This is a genomic window from Pseudomonas shirazica, assembly GCF_015168335.1.
Taxonomy (GTDB): domain Bacteria; phylum Pseudomonadota; class Gammaproteobacteria; order Pseudomonadales; family Pseudomonadaceae; genus Aquipseudomonas; species Aquipseudomonas asiatica.
Window position 1 is genome coordinate 5,622,066 of the sequence record NZ_CP063456.1, and the last position, 18,625, is coordinate 5,640,690.

The following is an 18,625-nucleotide window of genomic DNA, read 5'->3' on the forward strand; positions in this document are numbered from 1 at the left end:
GAGAATGTGTCTATGAAAACAGGTCTGTACCATCCCGAAGAATTCAAGGACAACTGTGGTTTTGGCCTGATCGCCCATATGACGGGCGAACCGAGCCACCACCTTCTGCAAACCGCCATGCAGGCACTGACCTGCATGACCCACCGCGGCGGTATCAACGCCGACGGCAAGACCGGTGACGGTTGCGGTCTGCTCATGCAGAAGCCCGATCAATTCCTGCGTGCCGTGGCCCAGGAGCACTTCGCCGTCGAGCTGCCCAAGCAGTACGCCGTCGGCATGGTGTTCTTCAACCAGGACCCGGTCAAAGCGGAAGCCGCCCGCGCCAACATGGACCGCGAAATCCTCGCTGCTGGCCTGAAACTGGTCGGCTGGCGCAAGGTGCCGATCGATACCAGCGTGCTCGGCCGCCTGGCCCTTGAGCGCCTGCCACAGATCGAGCAGGTGTTCATCGGCGGTGAAGGCCTGAGCGACCAGGAATTCGCCATCAAGCTGTTCAGTGCCCGTCGCCGTTCGTCCGTGGCCAACGCCCACGACGCCGACCACTACATCTGCAGCTTCTCGCACAAGACCATCATCTACAAAGGCCTGATGATGCCGCGCGATCTCGCGGCCTTCTACCCGGACCTGGGTGACGAGCGCCTGCAAACCGCGATCTGCGTGTTCCACCAGCGCTTCTCCACCAACACCCTGCCGAAATGGCCGCTGGCGCAGCCGTTCCGCTTCCTCGCTCACAACGGCGAGATCAACACCATCACCGGCAACCGCAACTGGGCCATGGCCCGTCGCACCAAATTCGCCAACGACCTGATCCCCGACCTCGAAGAGCTCGGTCCGCTGGTCAACCGCGTCGGCTCCGACTCCTCTAGCATGGACAACATGCTGGAGCTGATGGTCACTGGCGGCATCGACCTGTTCCGTGGCGTGCGCATGCTGGTACCGCCAGCTTGGCAAAACGTCGAGACCATGGACGCCGACCTGCGTGCCTTCTACGAATACAACTCCATGCATATGGAACCGTGGGATGGCCCGGCCGGTATCGTCATGACCGAAGGCCGCCATGCGGTGTGCCTGCTCGACCGTAACGGCCTGCGCCCGGCGCGCTGGGTGACCACCAAGAACGGCTACATCACCCTGGCGTCGGAAATCGGTGTCTGGGACTACAAGCCCGAGGACGTCATCGCCAAGGGCCGCGTTGGCCCGGGCCAGATCTTCGCCGTGGACACCGAAACCGGCCAGATCCTCGACACTGACGCCATCGACAACCGCCTGAAGTCGCGCCACCCGTACAAGCGCTGGCTGCGTCAGCACGCCACGCGCATCCAGGCGACGCTGACCGATGACCAGGGCGTGGCCAGCTACGACGCCGACCAGCTCAAGCAGTACATGAAGATGTTCCAGGTCACCTTCGAAGAGCGTGACCAGGTACTGCGCCCGCTCGGCGAGCAGGGCCAGGAAGCGGTCGGCTCGATGGGTGACGATACGCCGATGGCCGTTCTGTCGCAGCGCGTGCGTTCGCCGTACGACTTCTTCCGCCAGCAGTTTGCCCAGGTGACCAACCCGCCGATCGACCCGCTGCGCGAAGCGATCGTCATGTCCCTGGAAATCTGCCTGGGCGCCGAACGCAACATCTTCCAGGAATCCCCCGAGCACGCTTCGCGGGTAATCCTCAGCTCGCCGGTCATCTCGCCCGCCAAGTGGCGTTCGCTGATGAACCTGGAGCGCGAAGGTTTCGACCGCCAGCTGATCGACCTCAACTATGAAGAGAGCGTCGGCCTGGAAGCGGCCATCCGCAACATCGCCGACCAGGCTGAAGAAGCCGTGCGCGCTGGCAAGACCCAGCTGGTGCTGAGCGACCGCTACATTGCCCCTGGCAAACTGCCGGTGCACGCCTCGCTGGCCGTTGGTGCGGTACACCACCGCCTGACCGAACAGGGCCTGCGTTGCGACAGCAACATCCTGGTGGAAACCGCCACCGCCCGCGACCCGCACCACTTCGCCGTGCTGCTGGGCTTCGGTGCCTCGGCCGTTTACCCGTACCTGGCCTATGAAGTGCTGGCTGACCTGATTCGTACCGGCGAAGTGCTGGGCGACCTGGACGAAGTCTTCAAGTACTACCGCAAGGGCATCTCCAAGGGCCTGCTGAAGATCCTGTCGAAGATGGGTATCTCCAGCATTGCCTCGTACCGTGGTGCGCAGTTGTTCGAAGCCATCGGCCTGTCCGAGGAAGTGGTCGGCCTGAGCTTCAAGGGCGTTTCCAGCCGCATCAAGGGTGCGCGTTTCGCAGACCTGGAAAGCGACCAGAAGCTGCTGGCAGCCGAAGCCTGGAGCGCGCGCAAGCCGATCCAGCAAGGCGGCCTGTTGAAGTTCGTTCACGGTGGCGAGTACCACGCCTACAACCCGGATGTGGTCAACACCCTGCAGGCTGCCGTGCAGCAGGGCGACTATGCCAAGTTCAAGGAATACACCACGCTGGTCGACCAGCGCCCGGTGTCGATGATCCGCGACCTGCTGAAGGTGAAAGTGGCTGACCAGCCGCTGCCGCTGGAGCAGATCGAGCCGCTGGAGGCGATCCTCAAACGCTTCGACTCCGCCGGTATTTCGCTGGGTGCACTGTCGCCGGAGGCTCACGAAGCGCTGGCCGAGGCGATGAACCGCCTGGGCGCGCGTTCCAACTCTGGCGAGGGCGGTGAAGACCCTGCGCGCTACGGCACCATCAAGAGCTCGAAGATCAAACAGGTGGCCACCGGCCGCTTTGGCGTGACCCCGGAGTACCTGGTCAACGCCGAAGTGCTGCAGATCAAGGTTGCCCAGGGCGCCAAGCCCGGTGAAGGCGGCCAGCTGCCAGGCGGTAAGGTCAACGGCCTGATCGCCAAGCTGCGTTACGCGGTACCGGGCGTAACCCTGATCTCGCCACCGCCGCACCACGACATCTACTCGATCGAAGACCTGGCCCAGCTGATCTACGACCTCAAGCAGGTCAACCCGCAGGCCCTGGTTTCGGTCAAGCTGGTGGCAGAAGCCGGCGTCGGCACCATCGCCGCCGGTGTGGCCAAGGCCTATGCCGACCTGATCACCATCTCCGGCTACGACGGTGGTACCGGTGCTTCGCCGCTGACCTCGATCAAGTACGCCGGCGCCCCATGGGAGCTGGGCCTGGCCGAGACCCACCAGACCCTGCGCGGCAACGACCTGCGCGGCAAGGTACGGGTACAGACCGACGGCGGCCTGAAGACTGGCCTGGACGTGATCAAGGCAGCCATCCTCGGCGCCGAAAGCTTCGGCTTCGGTACCGCGCCGATGATCGCCCTGGGCTGCAAGTACCTGCGCATCTGCCACCTGAACAACTGCGCTACCGGCGTGGCCACCCAGAACGACAAGCTGCGCAAGGACCATTACATCGGCACCGTCGACATGGTGATCAACTTCTTCACCTTCGTCGCCGAAGAAACCCGTGAGTGGCTGGCCAAGCTGGGCGTACGCAGCCTCGGCGAGCTGATCGGCCGTACCGACCTGCTCGACGTGCTGCCAGGCGACACCGAGCGCCAGCAGTACCTGGACCTGACGCCGCTGCTGGGCAGCTCGCACATCCCGGCTGACAAGCCGCAGTTCTGCGAAGTCGACAAGAACCCACCATTCGACCAGGGCGAGCTGGCCGAGAAGATGGTGGAAATGGCCATGCCGGCCATCCGCGACCAGGCCGGTGGCGAGTTCAGCCTCGACATCTGCAACTGCGACCGCTCGATCGGTGCGCGGGTCTCGGGTGAAATCGCCCGCCTGCACGGCAACCAGGGCATGGCCGCGGCACCGATCACCTTCCGCTTCAAGGGCACTGCGGGCCAGAGCTTCGGCGTGTGGAACGCTGGTGGCCTGAACCTGCACCTGGAAGGCGATGCCAACGACTACGTCGGCAAGGGTATGACCGGTGGCAAGGTCACCATCGTGCCGCCAGCCGGCAGCCCGTTCGAAACCCAGCACAGCGCCATCGTCGGCAACACCTGCCTGTATGGCGCCACTGGCGGCAAACTGTTCGCCGCCGGTACTGCTGGCGAGCGCTTCGCTGTACGTAACTCCGGCGCCCACGCTGTTGTCGAGGGCACTGGCGATCACTGCTGTGAGTACATGACCGGCGGCTTTGTCTGTGTGCTGGGCAAGACCGGTTACAACTTCGGTTCTGGCATGACTGGCGGCTTCGCCTACGTGCTCGACATGGACAATACCTTCGTTGACAAGCTCAACCATGAGCTGGTGGAAATCCAGCGTATCAGTGGTGAAGCGATGGAGGCCTACCGCAGCCACCTGGCGCGGGTCCTTGCCGAGTACGTGGAAGAGACCGGCAGCGAGTGGGGGCGTGAGCTCTCGGAGAACCTGGACGACTACGTGCGGCGCTTCTGGCTGGTCAAGCCGAAGGCAGCCAACCTGAAGCAACTGCTGTCCAGCACCCGTGCCAACCCGCAGTAACAACAGCTGCAAGTGACGGCCCCGTGCGCGGGGCCCGTCGTGCTCAAGTGATCGTCTTGCAGCTTGCAGCCTGAGGCTGGCAACTGCGGTAAAGAGGTTTTGAAAAATGGCTGAACGTCTGAACAACGACTTCCAGTTCATCGAAGTGGGCCGCAAGGACCCGAAGAAAAAGCTGCTGCGCCAGCGCAAGAAGGAGTTCGTGGAAATCTACGAGCCGTTCAAGCCGCAGCAGTCCGTGGAGCAGGCGCACCGCTGCCTGGGCTGCGGTAACCCGTATTGCGAATGGAAGTGCCCGGTACACAACTTCATCCCCAACTGGCTGAAGCTGGTTTCCGAAGGCAACATCCTGGCTGCGGCGGAGCTGTCGCACCAGACCAATACCCTGCCGGAAGTGTGCGGCCGCGTATGCCCGCAGGACCGTCTGTGCGAGGGTGCCTGCACCCTGAACGACGGCTTCGGTGCGGTGACCATCGGCTCGGTGGAGAAGTACATCACCGACACCGCCTTCGCCATGGGCTGGCGCCCGGACATGTCCAAGGTCAAGCCAACCGGCAAGCGCGTCGCCATCATCGGTGCAGGCCCGGCCGGCCTGGGCTGTGCCGACGTGCTGGTACGTGCCGGCGTGACCCCGGTGGTGTTCGACCGCAACCCGGAAATCGGCGGCCTGCTGACCTTCGGTATTCCCGAGTTCAAGCTGGAAAAGACCGTGCTCAGCAACCGCCGTGAAGTGTTCACCGGCATGGGCATCGAGTTCCGCCTGAACACCGAGGTGGGCAAGGACGTGACCATGGAGCAACTGCTCGCCGAGTACGACGCGGTGTTCATGGGCATGGGTACCTACACCTACATGAAGGGCGGCTTCCCGGGCGAGGACCTGCCGGGCGTGCATGATGCGCTGGACTTCCTGATCGCCAACGTCAACCGCAACCTGGGCTTCGAGAAGTCGCCGGAGGACTTCGTCGACATGCAGGGCAAGAAGGTGGTGGTATTGGGCGGTGGTGACACCGCGATGGACTGCAACCGCACCTCGATCCGCCAGGGCGCCAAGTCGGTGACCTGCGCCTATCGCCGTGACGAGGCCAACATGCCGGGTTCGCGTCGTGAGGTGAAGAACGCCAAGGAAGAGGGCGTGAAGTTCCTCTACAACCGCCAGCCTATCGCCATTGTCGGCGAGGACAAGGTCGAAGGCGTGAAGGTGGTCGAGACCCGTCTCGGCGAGCCGGATGCCCGTGGCCGCCGCAGCCCGGAGCCGATCCCGGGGTCTGAAGAGATTCTGCCGGCCGATGCCGTGGTCATCGCCTTCGGCTTCCGCCCAAGCCCGGCGCCTTGGTTCGAGCAGCATGGCATCCAACTGGACAGCCAGGGCCGCGTGGTTGCACCGGAGAAAGGCAAGTTCAAGCACCAGACCAGCAACCCGAAAGTGTTTGCCGGCGGCGACATGGTGCGTGGGTCGGACCTGGTGGTGACGGCTATCTTCGAAGGGCGTACTGCTGCTGAAGGCATTCTGGACTACCTGGAAGTCTGATTGATTGTCGGGGCCGCTTCGCGGCCCATCGCGACACAAGGCCGCTCCTACAGGGGATCGCGTACTTCCTGTAGGAGCGGCCTTGTGTCGTGACGGGCTGCAAGCAGCCCCAAAGGCATTTTTGTATACAAAAATCCTTGATCCATGGCATCCAATAGACAAAACGCATGGCCTTGACCGTGCCTTTTGCGCTGGCGTCTGAGAAAATGCCCGCACTATTTTTCCGGATGCCGACATGACTGCCCTGAAGAACGATCGTTTCCTGCGTGCACTGCTCAAGCAACCCGTAGACGTCACCCCGGTGTGGATGATGCGCCAGGCCGGCCGCTACCTGCCGGAGTACCGCGCCAGCCGCGCCAAGGCCGGTGACTTCATGAGCCTGTGCATGAACCCGCAGTTCGCCTGCGAGGTCACCCTGCAGCCGCTGGACCGCTACCCGCTGGACGCGGCGATCCTGTTCTCGGACATCCTCACCATCCCCGATGCCATGGGCCTGGGCCTGTACTTCGAAAGCGGCGAAGGCCCGCGCTTCAAGAAGGTCATCAGCACCCCGGCCGACATCGAAGCGCTGCCAATCCCCGACCCGCAGAAAGACCTCGGCTACGTGATGGACGCGGTCAGCACCATCCGCCGCGAGCTCAACGGCCGCGTGCCGCTTATCGGCTTCTCCGGCAGCCCGTGGACCCTGGCCACCTACATGGTCGAAGGCGGTTCGTCGAAGGACTTCCGCAAGACCAAGGCCATGGCCTACGACAACCCGCAGGCCCTGCACCTGCTGCTGGAAAAGCTGGCCCAGTCGGTCACCAGCTACCTCAACGGCCAGATCCTCGCTGGTGCCCAGGCCGTGCAGATTTTCGACACCTGGGGCGGCAACCTGTCGGCGGCGGCCTACCAGGAGTTCTCCCTGGCCTACATGCGCAAGATCGTCAGCGGCCTGATCCGCGAGCACGAGGGGCGCAAGGTGCCGGTGATCCTGTTCACCAAGAACGGCGGCCTGTGGCTGGAAAGCATCGCCGAAGCCGGTGCCGACGCGCTGGGCCTGGACTGGACCTGCGAGATCGGCGATGCTCGCCGCCGCGTGGGTGACAAGGTGGCGCTGCAGGGCAACATGGACCCGACCGTGCTGTACGCCAAGCCCGAGGCCATCCGCAAGGAAGTGGCGCGTATCCTGGCCAGCTATGGCCACGGCACGGGCCATGTGTTCAACCTGGGCCACGGCATCACACCGGAAGTCGACCCGGAGCACGCTGGCGTGTTCATCAACGCCGTGCATGAGCTGTCGGCGCAATACCATCAGTGAGTCGATCGCTGAACACGAAGCCCGGCCATGTGTCGGGCTTTTTGTTCATTAAGTTTTAATTCAGCGATCATCGTTAATCTGGTCCCATCGAAACCGAAACAGGACCTGATCCTCATGAAAGCACGTTACCTTGCGATGATTCTTGCCCCCTTGTTCAGCACTGCCGCCCTGGCTGCCGGCTACACCGGTCCGGGCGCCCAGTCGGTGACCACCGTAGCTGCGGCCAACGATGCAGCCGACGACACCCCAGTGGTGCTGCAAGGCTTCGTGACCAAGAAGATCAACAACGACGACAAGTACGAGTTCAAGGACAACACCGGCACCATCACCGTGGAAATCGATGATGAAGACCTGCCGCCGACGCCGTTCAACGACAAGACAAAGGTCAAGCTGACCGGTGAGGTGGAGAAGCACCTGATGAGCCGGGAGGTGGATGTGGATATGGTCGAGATCATCAACTGATCCGAGATTTTGGGGCTGCTTTGCAGCCCATCGCGACACAAGGCCGCTCCTACAGGGAATCGCGTTCCGCTGTAGTAGCGGCCTTTTGTCGTGATGGGGTTCAGCCCGATTTCGGTGGCAACTTGCTCAGGTGCAGCGCCACCAGCAACGCCACCGCCAGCAGGCTGCCAATGAACAGCCCGATGCCATTCCAGCCCCACTGGTGCCAGAACACCCCGCCCGCCGTACCGGCCACGCTCGACCCGGCGTAATAGCTGAACAGGTACAACGACGACGCCTGTCCCTTGGCCTTCAAAGCCCTGCGGCCGATCCAGCTGCTGGCCACCGAGTGCGCGCCAAAAAAGCCGAAGGTGAACACCAGCATACCGACGATCACCATCACCAGCGGGCTGGCCAGGGTCATCAGCAAGCCGCCCGCCATCACCACGATACTGGCCCAGAACACTTTGCGCCGGCCCAGTTTATCCGCCAGTGCACCGACCTGCGCCGAGCTGTAGATGCCCGACAGGTAAACCACCGACAGCAAGCCGACCAGCGCCTGGTTCATGTGATACGGCTCGGCCAGCAGGCGGTAGCCGATGTAGTTGAACAGGGTGACGAAGGCTCCCATCAGCAGGAAGGCTTCGAGGAACAACCAGGGCAGGCCGGCATCCCTGAAGTGCATGACGAACCCATCCAGCAGGCTGCGTGGGTTCATCGACTGCGGGCGGAAATTGCGCGATTCGGGCAGCACCTTCCAGAACACCAGCGCCGCCACCAGGGCCAGGCCGCCGATGGTCAGCATCGCCGTGTGCCAGCTGACGAAGTCGATCAGCACGCCGGTGATCAGGCGCCCGCTCATGCCGCCAATGGCGTTGCCGCCGATGTACAGGCCCATGGCCAGGCCGATGTGCTGCGGGTGGATCTCTTCGCTCAGGTAGGTCATCGCCACCGCCGCGAGGCCGCTCAGCGACAGGCCGACCAGAGCGCGGGTGGCCAGTACCAGCTCCCAGCTCGGCATCGCCGCGCTGGCCAGGGTGGAAAGGGCGGCGCAGGCCAGGGCAAACACCATCACCGGCTTGCGCCCGATGCGGTCGGAGATAGGGCCGGTGATCAGCAGGCCGAACGCCAGCATGGCTGTGGAGACCGACAGCACCAGGCTGCTCTGCGCCGCATTGATGGCAAATTCCTTCGACAGCAACGGCATCATCGGCTGCACGCAGTACAGCAGGGCGAAGGTGGCGAAGCCGCCGCTGAATAGCGCCAGCACGGTCTTCATGAAGGCGGGGGTGCCTTTTTCGATCCACATTTCGTTCAGCGGGGCAGGTTCTGGCTCGGCGGGAAGGGGAGCTACAGCAGTTTTCACGGGCGGGTACCTCTGGCGCAATGAAAAAAGCATATAGCTGGCTAATGATTAGATCCAATGTATTGTTCGACCTATTTGAGACGTTATACGACCTGTTTGGAGCTGATCATGGAACTGCGCCATCTGCGTTACTTCATCGCCGTGGCCGAAGAGCTGCATTTTGGCCGCGCTGCCCAGCAGCTGGGCATTTCGCAGCCACCCTTGAGTCAGCAGATCCAGGCGCTGGAGCAGGAGCTGGGGGCCCGGCTGTTCGAGCGTACCAACCGTCGGGTCGAGCTGAGCGAGGCGGGGCGGTTGTTCCTCGAGGAAGCCCGCCAGGTGCTGGCGCAGGTGGAAAAGGCCGCCGATGTCGCCCGGCGTGCGCAGTTGGGGGAGCTGGGGGAGATGAAGATCGGCTTTACCTCCTCGGCACCGTTTACTTCGAAGATACCCAAGGCCATCCACGCCTTCCGCAAGCGTTTCCCGGCGGTACACCTGAACCTCAAGGAAATGAGCAGTCGCGACGTCGCAGAAGGGGTGTTCGACGAGTCCATCGAGGTCGGGCTGATGCGGCCGATGCCGCTGCCGGAAGGGCTGGTGGCCACCGAGTTGTTTCGCGAGCCGCTGGTGGCAGTGATCAATGCCTCGCATCCATTGGCCGAAGGCACGGAACATGGCCTGCACATGGCCGCGCTGGCCCATGAGCCGTTCGTGTTCTTCCCGCGCAGCTATGGCAGCGGGTTGCACGCACAGTTGCTGAGCCTGGCGCGCCAGGCGGGTTTCAGCCCGCATTTTGCCCAGGAGGCGGGGGAGGCGATGACCATCATCGGGCTGGTATCGGCAGGGCTTGGGGTATCGGTGCTGCCGGCGTCGTTCCAGCGTATGCGCATCGAGGGGGTGGTTTATCGCACACTGCTGGATGACGGGGCGATGTCGGCGGTGTGGCTGGTGCAGCGCGAGCATGGTGGGTCGGCGATGGCACGGGCATTTGCCGAGTTGCTCACGGGGCAGGTGGTTGGCGGGGGCAGTGTAGTTGCCTGATCGGGCCCCATCGCCGGCAAGCCAGCTCCCACAAGGGACGCACATGGCTTGAGGCTTATGCGGTCGGTGTGGGAGCCGGCTTGCCGGCGATAGGGCCAGGGCAGGCAGCACAAGGCTGTTGTTCCGGGCAAATGGCACTGGTCATTGCCGCAGCGGCGCCACATACTCGGGCATTCGTTGATACACGGAGGTCAATCATGCGGCGCGTGGTGTTCAATCAGAAAGGTGGTGTGGGCAAGTCGAGCATCGCTTGCAACCTGGCGGCTGTGAGCGCCAGCGAAGGTTATCGGACCCTGCTGATCGACCTGGATGCCCAGGCCAACTCGACCCAGTACCTGACTGGCCTGACCGGCGACGATATCCCCATGGGCATCGCCGACTTCTTCAAGCAAAGCCTGTCCAGCGGGCCGTTCAGCAAGAAGAACCAGGTCGATATCTACGAAACCCCGTTCGACAACTTGCACGTGGTCACCGCCACGGCCGAGCTGGCCGATCTGCAGCCGAAGCTTGAGGCGAAGCACAAGATCAACAAGCTGCGTAAGTTGCTCGACGAACTGGACGAGGACTACGAGCGCATTTACATCGATACACCGCCAGCGCTGAACTTCTATGCGGTTTCCGCACTGATCGCCGCCGATCGCGTGCTGATTCCTTTCGACTGCGACAGCTTCTCGCGCCAGGCACTGTATGGCCTGCTGGCTGAGATCGAAGAGCTCAAGGACGACCACAACGAAGACCTGGTGGTCGAAGGCATCGTGGTCAACCAGTTCCAGTCCCGTGCCAGCCTGCCACAGCAGATGCTCGACGAGCTGCTGGCCGAAGGGCTCCCGGTGCTACCGGTGTACCTGGGCAGCTCGGTGAAGATGCGTGAGTCGCACCATGCCAGCCTTCCGCTGATTCACCTGGAGCCCAGGCACAAGCTGACCCAGCAGTTTGTCGAGTTGCATTCGCTACTAGAAGAGAACGCTTAAACCCCCTGGCTACGCAACCACTCCAGCAACGACTGGAGTGGAAACGCCCCGGCCTGACGGCTGACTTCACGGCCATTCTTGAACAGCAGCAGGCTGGGGATAGAGCGGATGCCCAGTTGCCCGGCCAGGTTGCGGTTGGCTTCGCTGTCGAGCTTGGCCAGGCGGCAGCGGCCGGCCAGTTGGCGGGCGGCCTGTTCGAAGGTGGGGGCGAAGGATTTGCACGGGCCGCACCAGTCGGCCCAGATGTCGACCAGCAGTGGCAGGTCGCCTTTGATCTGGTTGGCGTAGCTGGCTTCGGTGAGTTCGAAGGGAGTGCTCAGCAGCACGTCCTGTTTGCAGCGGCCGCATTTCGGCGCGTCGCCCAGGCGCTCGGCGGGCAGGCGGTTGAGGCCGTTGCAGTGGGGGCAGGGGATTACCAGTGGTTCTGACATGTCGTTTCCTTGAGGTTTTTGGGGCTGCTTTGCAGCCCATCGCGACACAAGGCCGCTCCTACAGGAGTCCGCGTACCCTTGTAGGAGCGGCCTTGTGTCGCGATGGGCCGCGCAGCGGTCCCAGGATTCATGATGAGCAGCTGATTTCCAGGTGCTTGCCCCATTCCGGCGGGCGTTCGGCATAGCCCTGCATCCCGGCCTGCTCCTCGAACGGTTTGCTCAACACCTGATGCAGCCGTCGCACTTCACTGTAATCCCCCGCTTCGGCCGCTTCGATGGCTTTCTGTGCCAGGTAGTTGCGCAGCACATACAGCGGGTTCACCGCATGCATGCGCTCACGCCGTCCTTCGACATTATCCGCTTCGCGCTCGCAACGGGCCAGGTAGTCCGCCCCCCAGGCATCGAAACCGGCCAGGTCGATGAAATCGTCACGCACCATCTTCAGCGCCTCGGCCACGGGCTGATCGCCCAACTTGCGGAAGAACAGGCTGTAGTCCACACCACCGCTCTGCATGCGCTGCAGCAGGCGCTCGACCAACGCCATGTCGTCTTCTTCAGCGGTGGTCAGGCCCAGGCGGCGGCGCATCAGGTCCAGGTAGTGTGCCTGGTACAGCGGCAGGAACAGGCCCAGCGCCTCCTTGAGCGGTTCGACTTCGATCACCGTGGTCAGCGCCTGGGCCAGCGCACTGAGGTTCCAGTGAGCGATCGGTACCTGGTTGGCGTAGCTGTAGCGGCCACGGTCGTCGGAGTGGTTGCAGATGAAGTTGGCGTCGAAGTCGTCGAGGAAGGCGTACGGGCCGAAGTCGAAGGTGATGCCGAGGATCGACATGTTGTCGGTGTTCATCACCCCGTGGCAGAAACCATAGGCCTGCCAACGGGCGATCAGCTCGGCATTGCGCTCGACGATGGTGCGGAACATGGCCAGGTAGGGCTGTTCGGCGTCGCGGCATTCCGGATAGTGCTGCTCCAGCACATGGTCGATCAGCACCCGCTGCTGTTCTGGTTGCCTGGTGTAGTAGAAGTATTCGAAATGCCCGAAGCGCACATGGCTTTGCGCCAGGCGGGTGAGCATGGCCGCACTTTCGCGGGTTTCGCGCCAAACCGGGGTGCTCGAGCCGATCACGCACAGTGCCCGGCTGCTGGGAATGCCCAGGGCGTGCAGAGCCTCGGAGGCGAGGAACTCGCGGATCGAGGAACGCAGCACGGCGCGGCCGTCGCCCATGCGCGAGTAGGGCGTCTGGCCGGCGCCCTTGAGGTGCAGGTCCCAGTGCTCGCCCTGGTCATTCAGCACTTCGGCCAGCAGCAGGCCGCGGCCATCACCCAGGCGTGGGTTGTAGGAGCCGAACTGATGGCCGGAATAGACCATCGCCCGCGGGTCGGCCTCTTCCCATAGCTTGTGGCCGCTGAACAGCTCGGCGAAAACCGGCAGCTCTGCCTGGGCTGGGTCGAGGTCGAGCAGCGCCATGGCCGACTCGCTCGCTACCACCAGGCGTGGGTCTGCGATGGGTTCGGGCAGGACCTGGGTGGAGAACGCGTCGCCCAGGCGGGCGAAGCGATTGTCGAAGGTGAGTTGGTCGAGGGCTTTCACGGGCTGCTCCTGGAAGTCGGTACCTAGGGGGCCGCTTTGCGGCCCATCGCCGGCAAGCCAGCTCCCACAGGGGATGTGCAGGGCTTGGGTGCGGCACGGTCACTGTGGGAGCTGGCTTGCCGGCGATCGAGGGCGAAGCCCTCGCAGGCATTCTGGGCGTTCATGCTCTATGGAGTCCACTCACACAGGGTGAGTGCCATCCGGTTTCGGCTGCTCCACCGGAATCAGCTGCTGTTTGCCGCCCTTCGGATCCATCAGAAACACCTCGACCTGGCGCACCGAGATCTTGATGTTGTGCGCCTTGAACTCGCGGTTGATGTAGCGGTTGATCTCGTCCAGCGTTGGGTTGCGGTCGCCCAGGTCGCGTACGTGCATGCGCAGCTCGTGGTCCAGTGAGCTCTCGCCGAAGTTGAGGAAGTACACGATCGGCTCCGGGTCCTTGAGCACGCGTGGGTTTTCGTGAGCACCCTTGAGCAGCAGGTCGCGCACCAGGTCCAGGTCGGAGCCATAGTCGATGCCCAGCTTCAGCGTTACCCGGGTGACCGTGTCGGTCAGCGACCAGTTGATCAGCTGGCCGGTGATGAAGGTCTTGTTGGGGACGATGATGTCCTTGCGGTCGAAGTCGGTGATGGTGGTGGCGCGGATGCGGATCTTGCTCACCGTGCCCGACAGGTTGCCGATGGTGATGGTGTCGCCAATCCGCACCGGGCGCTCGAACAGGATCATGATGCCGGAGATGAAGTTGGCGAAGATCTCCTGCATGCCGAAGCCCAGGCCCACCGACAGCGCGGCCACCAGCCATTGCAGCTTGTCCCAGCTGACACCCAGGGTCGACAGGGTGCTGACGATACCGATACCGACGATGGTGTACGACAACAGCGTGGTGGTGGCGTAGGCACTGCCCTGGGCCAGGTTCAGGCGTGACAGCACCAGCACTTCCAGCAGGCCCGGCAAGTTGCCGGCCAGGGCAAAGGTGATGCCGACGATTACCAGTGCGCCCAGCAGGTCGCCGAGGCTGATCGGCACCATGCTGGCGGCGGCGCCGGTGCCGCTGGTGTATTCGTAGAGGACGAAGTTGTTGAGGTAGGCGAACACCGAGATCAGGTCCGACCACACCCAGTACAGGCCCGCGATGAAGCCGCCAAGCAGGGCCAGGCGGATCAGGCGCAGTGACTGCTGGTTGACCTGTTCGATGTCCAGCGCTGGTTCTTCGGTGATGACTTCGCCATCCAGCCCTTCCTTGGCCGCCGCCCGCTTGCTCAGCGCGCGCTGGTAGGCCAGGCGCCGTGCCGCCACCGACAGGCCACGTACGAACGCGGCTTCGATCACCAGCCAGAACAGCAGCAGGTACAAGGTATAGATCAGCCGGTCGGTAAGTTTCAGCGCGGTGTAGTAGTAGCCGAAGCACACGGCCACGAACAGGGCGATGGGCAGGGCGGTGAAGGCCACACCCACGGCCTTGCGGAACAGCGAGGTATCGCGGTGCGCCGGGCTGCTGAGCAGCAGGCGGCTGAGCAGCCAGGCCATCAGTGCGTAGCAGGTCAGTACCACGCCGATACCCAACACATCATCGGCCAGCGCCGAAGGCTGATGCTCGGCCACCGCCACCACACCGACCAGTGCCAGCACCACGGTGCCCAGGCGGCGCACCCAGCCGCGCAGGAACTCGACCTGCGGCTTGTGCCAGCGGAAGTGGATTTCCGCCACTCCGCCCGGGGCGAGGATGCGGTAGGCGGTGTAGAACACCAGCCAGGCCTGGGCCAGTTGCCAGAGGGCTGCACCAAGGTTGGCGTTCTGCCCGCGGGCGTCGATCTGCAGGGCGTAGCTGCACAGGGCCAGGCCCAGGCTGACGGGCATTGCCAGCAGGATGTTGATGAGGATCGCCTGGGGCGTGTGCCACTGGCTGTCACGGCGGAAGTGGCCGATGTCCTGGTGCACCTTGCCCAGCCGTTGGTACAGGTATTTGCGCCGCCACAGCAGGGCGCCGATCACCAGCAGCAGCGGCAGGAACAGCAACGGGCGCTGGCTCAGGCCGTCGCCCAGCTCCTTCAGGCCCGAGCCCCACGGCAAGTTGGCCACCTGGTCGGCCAGGCGTTCCGGCACATAGCGCAGCCAGTCCCAGTCCAGCGGCTTGTTGCTGGGGATCCAGAACATTTGCTCGTCGAGGGTGGTGCGCAGGCTCTGGGCGGTGCCCAGCAGCTGCTTCTGGTTGAGCTGCAGGGTGATCGATTCGTTGAGCAGTGCCGACAACTCGCGGTTCAGCCGCTCCAGCAGGTCGCTGCGGGTAATCGCCACTTCCAGCAGGGCCTTGCGCAGCTGTGGTGTCACATCTTCCTGTGGTTGGGCAGCCAGCAGCTTGTCGACGTAGGTGACCGGGCTGCTCATCTGCTCGCGTTGCTGGTTGACCTCGAACTGGTACAGGCGGGTGTCAGCGATCTGGTCGGCCAGGTCGCGATCGACCTTCAGGTGCGGCAGGGTCTGCTTCTGCTTGTAGAGGATCTTCGACAGCAGCAGGCTGCCCTTGAGCACGTTGATCTGCTCGTCCAGCGCCTGGTCGGCTTGGGTCAGGCTGTCCAGTTGCTGCTTGGTGCGCAGGTTCTGCTGGGTCAGTTCGTTGAGGCGGTCGGTACTTTTCAGCAGGTAGTCGGAAAGCTTGAGGTTGACCGCACTTTCGGTGGCCAGCAGGCTGCTGCCGCCGGCTTTCTGGGCCTCGATCGATTGCTGGGTGACCGCTTCCTGGGACTGGGCCAGGCGCTTGTCGTTGATCAGGGTCTGCAGGTCCTGAATTTCCTGCTCCAGGCGCGCGGCCCGTTCGATCAGCAGGTCGTGGCGGGCGTTGCCCAGATCTTGCAGTAGGCTGTTGCCGGCCAGCTCCTGGCGGCGCAGCAGGGTCAGCGCGTTGAGCGAGGCCAGTTCGGCATTCAACTGGTTGCGCTGGTCGGTGTTGATCGGTTTGCCGGCGTCCTTGCCGGTCTTGAGGATGCTGTTGATCTGCTGGGTGCGCGCCTGGCTGTTGCTGATTTCGGCCTGGGCGCGTTCCGGGCGGGTCTGCGAGTTGATGATCAGGCTGTTGGCTTCGGACAACGCCTTCTGCAGCTCGCCCTGCAGGGTGCTGCGCTCGCTGAGCATCTGCTCCAGTTGCGGCACGGAAAGGGCGGCATAACGCTGGGCTACCGGCTGTGGCTTGGTTTCCTTGAGCCTGGCCAGTTCGCGCTGGCTGTCGCTGGTTTCTTTCGGCGCGCCGGTCAGCTCCTGCTTCAGCGCGGCGAGTTTCTTCTCATTGTCTTCCTTGCTGGCGAGCAGGCTGAGGGTTTGCTCCAGCACCTGCTGCAGGGCTTTCTGCTCGGCCTCGGGCAGTTTGCGCTCGGCGATCTTGTCGAGGCTGTTCTGGATGCTGGCGGTGGTCGGGGCTTCTGCTGCCGTGGCTGCAAAAGAGAGAGACAGGCACAGCCCGAACAGGGCTGTGCGGAGGTACACGCGCAGGGACATAGGCAGACTACTTGTGGATCCGGCAGAAACGAAGTTTAGAGGAACAATCCTGGTCCGGGTCGCGTTCCTTCGGGGAATCTGACGCCTACTTTCTGAATCTTGTTCCCGTCCATGGTGGCCACGGTCCAGATCGTGCCATGCCATTCGACCTGGTCACCTACTACTGGAGCGCCTCCGACCTTCTGTCGGATGAACTGGGCCAGTGGCATTTTCGCGTCCAGGCCGTCGAGTTTCAGACCGTACAACGCTGCCACCGCACCCAGTTCGGCATCGCCTTCGAGCACGAAGTCGCCGAAGAAACGCAGGTCGAGGCCACGTTGTGGCGCCTGGCTGAACAGCTTGCCCAGGGCCGGCAGGTTGTGCTCGTGGCCGATCACACAGAGCATGTCGCCTACTTCCAGTACCGTACTGCCGGACGGGTGCAGCAGTTGCTCGCCCCGGAACAGCGCGGCGATTCGCGTGCCTTCGGGCATCTTCAGCTCGCGCAGGGCGGCGCCGATGCACCATTTTTCGGCACCCAGGCGGTAGACGAACATTTCCCACTCGCTGGTGATGTGCACTTCCAGCGCCGAACGGGAGATCGGCGCCGGGTCTGGCGGTACCGTCACTTTCAGCAGCTTGGCCATCCACGGCAGGCTGGTGCCTTGCACCAGCAGCGACACCAGCACGATGAAGAAGGCCAGGTTGAAGAACAGCTGGGCGTCCGGCAGGCCGGCCATCAGCGGGAACACCGCGAGGATGATCGGTACCGCACCGCGCAGGCCGACCCAGGAAATGAAGGCCTTTTCACGGCCGTGGAAGGCCTTGAACGGCAACAGGCTGGCGACCACCGACAGCGGGCGCGCTACCAGGATCATCCACAGCGCCAGGCCCAGCGCCGGCAGGGCGATGGGCAGCAGGTCATGGGGCGTAACCAGCAGCCCCAGCACCAGGAACATGCCGATCTGCGCCAGCCACGCCATGCCGTCGAGCATGTGCAGGATGCCGTGGCGGCTGCGGATGGGCTTGTTGCCCAGCACCAGGCCGCACAGGTACACGGCAAGGAATCCGCTGCCATGCAGGGCGTTGGTCAGCGAGAACACCACCAGGCCGCCAGCGATCACCAGGATTGGGTACAGGCCGCCAGCCAGCTTGATGCGGTTGACCAGTTGCAGCATCAGCCAGCCGCCGCCCAGGCCCACCAGCCCGCCGATGCCGAATTCGCGCAGCAGGTGGGTGAGCAGGCTCCAGTGCAGGCCGGTCTGGCCGCTGGCGATCATGTCGATCAGGGTGACGGTGAGGAAAACTGCCATCGGGTCGTTGCTACCCGACTCGATCTCCAGGGTGGCCGTGACCCGCTCGTTCAGGCCTTTGCCGCCGAGCAGCGAGAACACCGCCGCAGCGTCGGTGGAACCGACGATGGCGCCGATGAGCAGGCCCTGGATCAGGCTCAGGTCGAACAGCCAGGCGGCGACCAGGCCCGTGAGGGCGGTGGTGATCATTACGCCGATGGTGGCCAGCGACAGCGCCGGCCACAGCGCCACGCGGAAGCTCGCCACCCGTGTGCGCAGGCCACCGTCGAGCAGGATCACGGCCAGAGCCAGGTTGCCCACCAGGTAGGCGGTCGGATAGTTGTTGAAGATGATGCCGCCACCATCGACGCCGGCGATCATGCCGACCGCAAGGATGATGACCAGGATAGGGATGCCCAGGCGCGACGACAGCGAACTGACCAGGATACTTGCGCCCACCAGCAATGCGCCGATCAGGAACAGGCTGTTGATGGTGCTTGCATCCAAAGGCAGGTACTCCGGGGACCGCGGGGGAGGGGACTTGATAGCATGACGCTAGCAGGTCGCGTGCCAAATGATTCTAACCTGATGAATTGGCAGGCTGTAAAGCGTTTCTGCAGATGAAAAAAAGGCACCGCGGTGGGTGCCTTTTCGGGTGTTGCCTGGGTGGGCCTCTTCGCGGGCGCGCCCGCTCCCACAGGTGAATCACAAATCTCAAGTTCTGTGAGAGTCCTGTGGGAGCGGGCATGCCCGCGAAAGGGCCGG

Annotated in this window: 11 protein-coding genes; 6 read left to right on the forward strand and 5 right to left on the reverse strand. The window is 63.5% G+C overall.

Translation table 11 applies throughout. The annotated features are described in order from the left end of the window. Positions 1 to 12 precede the first annotated feature (12 nt). From gltB to IMX18_RS25970, 4 genes are all read left to right on the forward strand, one after another. Positions 13 to 4,458: a glutamate synthase large subunit gene (gene gltB / locus IMX18_RS25955; RefSeq protein ID WP_217189987.1), complete on the forward strand. Its 4,446-nt coding sequence runs from the start codon at positions 13 to 15 to the stop codon at positions 4,456 to 4,458. Between the two features lie 106 nt (positions 4,459 to 4,564). Beyond that, the gene (locus IMX18_RS25960) at positions 4,565 to 5,983 is read left to right on the forward strand and encodes an FAD-dependent oxidoreductase (protein WP_013974599.1); all 1,419 of its coding nucleotides are present in this window, start codon (positions 4,565 to 4,567) and stop codon (positions 5,981 to 5,983) included. 235 nt (positions 5,984 to 6,218) lie between these two features. Beyond that, positions 6,219 to 7,283, forward strand: coding sequence for a uroporphyrinogen decarboxylase (gene hemE / locus IMX18_RS25965; protein WP_015272132.1), 1,065 nt, complete (start codon positions 6,219 to 6,221; stop codon positions 7,281 to 7,283). Between the two features lie 114 nt (positions 7,284 to 7,397). Beyond that, entirely contained in the window at positions 7,398 to 7,745 is a 348-nt protein-coding gene (locus tag IMX18_RS25970) for a YgiW/YdeI family stress tolerance OB fold protein (RefSeq protein WP_015272131.1), read from the forward strand. Between the two features lie 100 nt (positions 7,746 to 7,845). Here the strand turns inward: IMX18_RS25970 and IMX18_RS25975 are convergent, their stop codons facing one another. After that, a complete protein-coding gene (locus tag IMX18_RS25975) occupies positions 7,846 to 9,033 on the reverse strand; it encodes an MFS transporter (protein WP_015272130.1) in 1,188 nt (395 codons plus the stop codon). Positions 9,034 to 9,198: 165 nt separating this feature from the next. Here IMX18_RS25975 and IMX18_RS25980 point away from each other — a divergent pair, with 165 nt between their 5' ends. Further along, positions 9,199 to 10,110, forward strand: coding sequence for a LysR family transcriptional regulator (locus IMX18_RS25980; RefSeq protein WP_137137751.1), 912 nt, complete (start codon positions 9,199 to 9,201; stop codon positions 10,108 to 10,110). A gap of 197 nt (positions 10,111 to 10,307) precedes the next feature. After that, a complete protein-coding gene (locus IMX18_RS25985) occupies positions 10,308 to 11,081 on the forward strand; it encodes a ParA family protein (RefSeq protein ID WP_013974594.1) in 774 nt (257 codons plus the stop codon). Here IMX18_RS25985 and trxC read toward each other — a convergent pair. From trxC to IMX18_RS26005, 4 genes are all read right to left on the reverse strand, one after another. Beyond that, positions 11,078 to 11,512: a thioredoxin TrxC gene (gene trxC, locus IMX18_RS25990; protein WP_015272128.1), complete on the reverse strand. Its 435-nt coding sequence runs from the start codon at positions 11,510 to 11,512 to the stop codon at positions 11,078 to 11,080. The two genes, IMX18_RS25985 and trxC, sit on opposite strands and share 4 nt — an antisense overlap. 127 nt (positions 11,513 to 11,639) lie before the next feature. Beyond that, a complete protein-coding gene (gene selO, locus IMX18_RS25995; protein ID WP_015272127.1) occupies positions 11,640 to 13,100 on the reverse strand; it encodes a protein adenylyltransferase SelO in 1,461 nt (486 codons plus the stop codon). Positions 13,101 to 13,280: 180 nt separating this feature from the next. Continuing rightward, positions 13,281 to 16,589 (reverse strand): mechanosensitive channel MscK, encoded by a 3,309-nt coding sequence (gene mscK / locus IMX18_RS26000; RefSeq protein WP_015272126.1) that lies wholly within the window; start codon positions 16,587 to 16,589, stop codon positions 13,281 to 13,283. Between the two features lie 35 nt (positions 16,590 to 16,624). Then, positions 16,625 to 18,367 carry a potassium/proton antiporter gene (locus IMX18_RS26005; protein WP_013974590.1) on the reverse strand — a complete coding sequence of 581 codons (1,743 nt, stop codon included), beginning with the start codon at positions 18,365 to 18,367 and terminating at the stop codon, positions 16,625 to 16,627. Positions 18,368 to 18,625: the final 258 nt, after the last annotated feature.

Coding starts and splice junctions, on each gene's coding strand:
- IMX18_RS25985 (WP_013974594.1), top strand. CDS start 10,308: ATGCGGCGCGTGGTGTTCAATCAGAAAGGTGGTGTGGGCAAGTCGAGC.
- mscK (WP_015272126.1), bottom strand. CDS start 16,589: ATGTCCCTGCGCGTGTACCTCCGCACAGCCCTGTTCGGGCTGTGCCTG.
- hemE (WP_015272132.1), top strand. CDS start 6,219: ATGACTGCCCTGAAGAACGATCGTTTCCTGCGTGCACTGCTCAAGCAA.
- trxC (WP_015272128.1), bottom strand. CDS start 11,512: ATGTCAGAACCACTGGTAATCCCCTGCCCCCACTGCAACGGCCTCAAC.
- gltB (WP_217189987.1), top strand. CDS start 13: ATGAAAACAGGTCTGTACCATCCCGAAGAATTCAAGGACAACTGTGGT.
- IMX18_RS25960 (WP_013974599.1), top strand. CDS start 4,565: ATGGCTGAACGTCTGAACAACGACTTCCAGTTCATCGAAGTGGGCCGC.
- IMX18_RS25975 (WP_015272130.1), bottom strand. CDS start 9,033: ATGTGGATCGAAAAAGGCACCCCCGCCTTCATGAAGACCGTGCTGGCG.
- IMX18_RS25980 (WP_137137751.1), top strand. CDS start 9,199: ATGGAACTGCGCCATCTGCGTTACTTCATCGCCGTGGCCGAAGAGCTG.
- IMX18_RS25970 (WP_015272131.1), top strand. CDS start 7,398: ATGAAAGCACGTTACCTTGCGATGATTCTTGCCCCCTTGTTCAGCACT.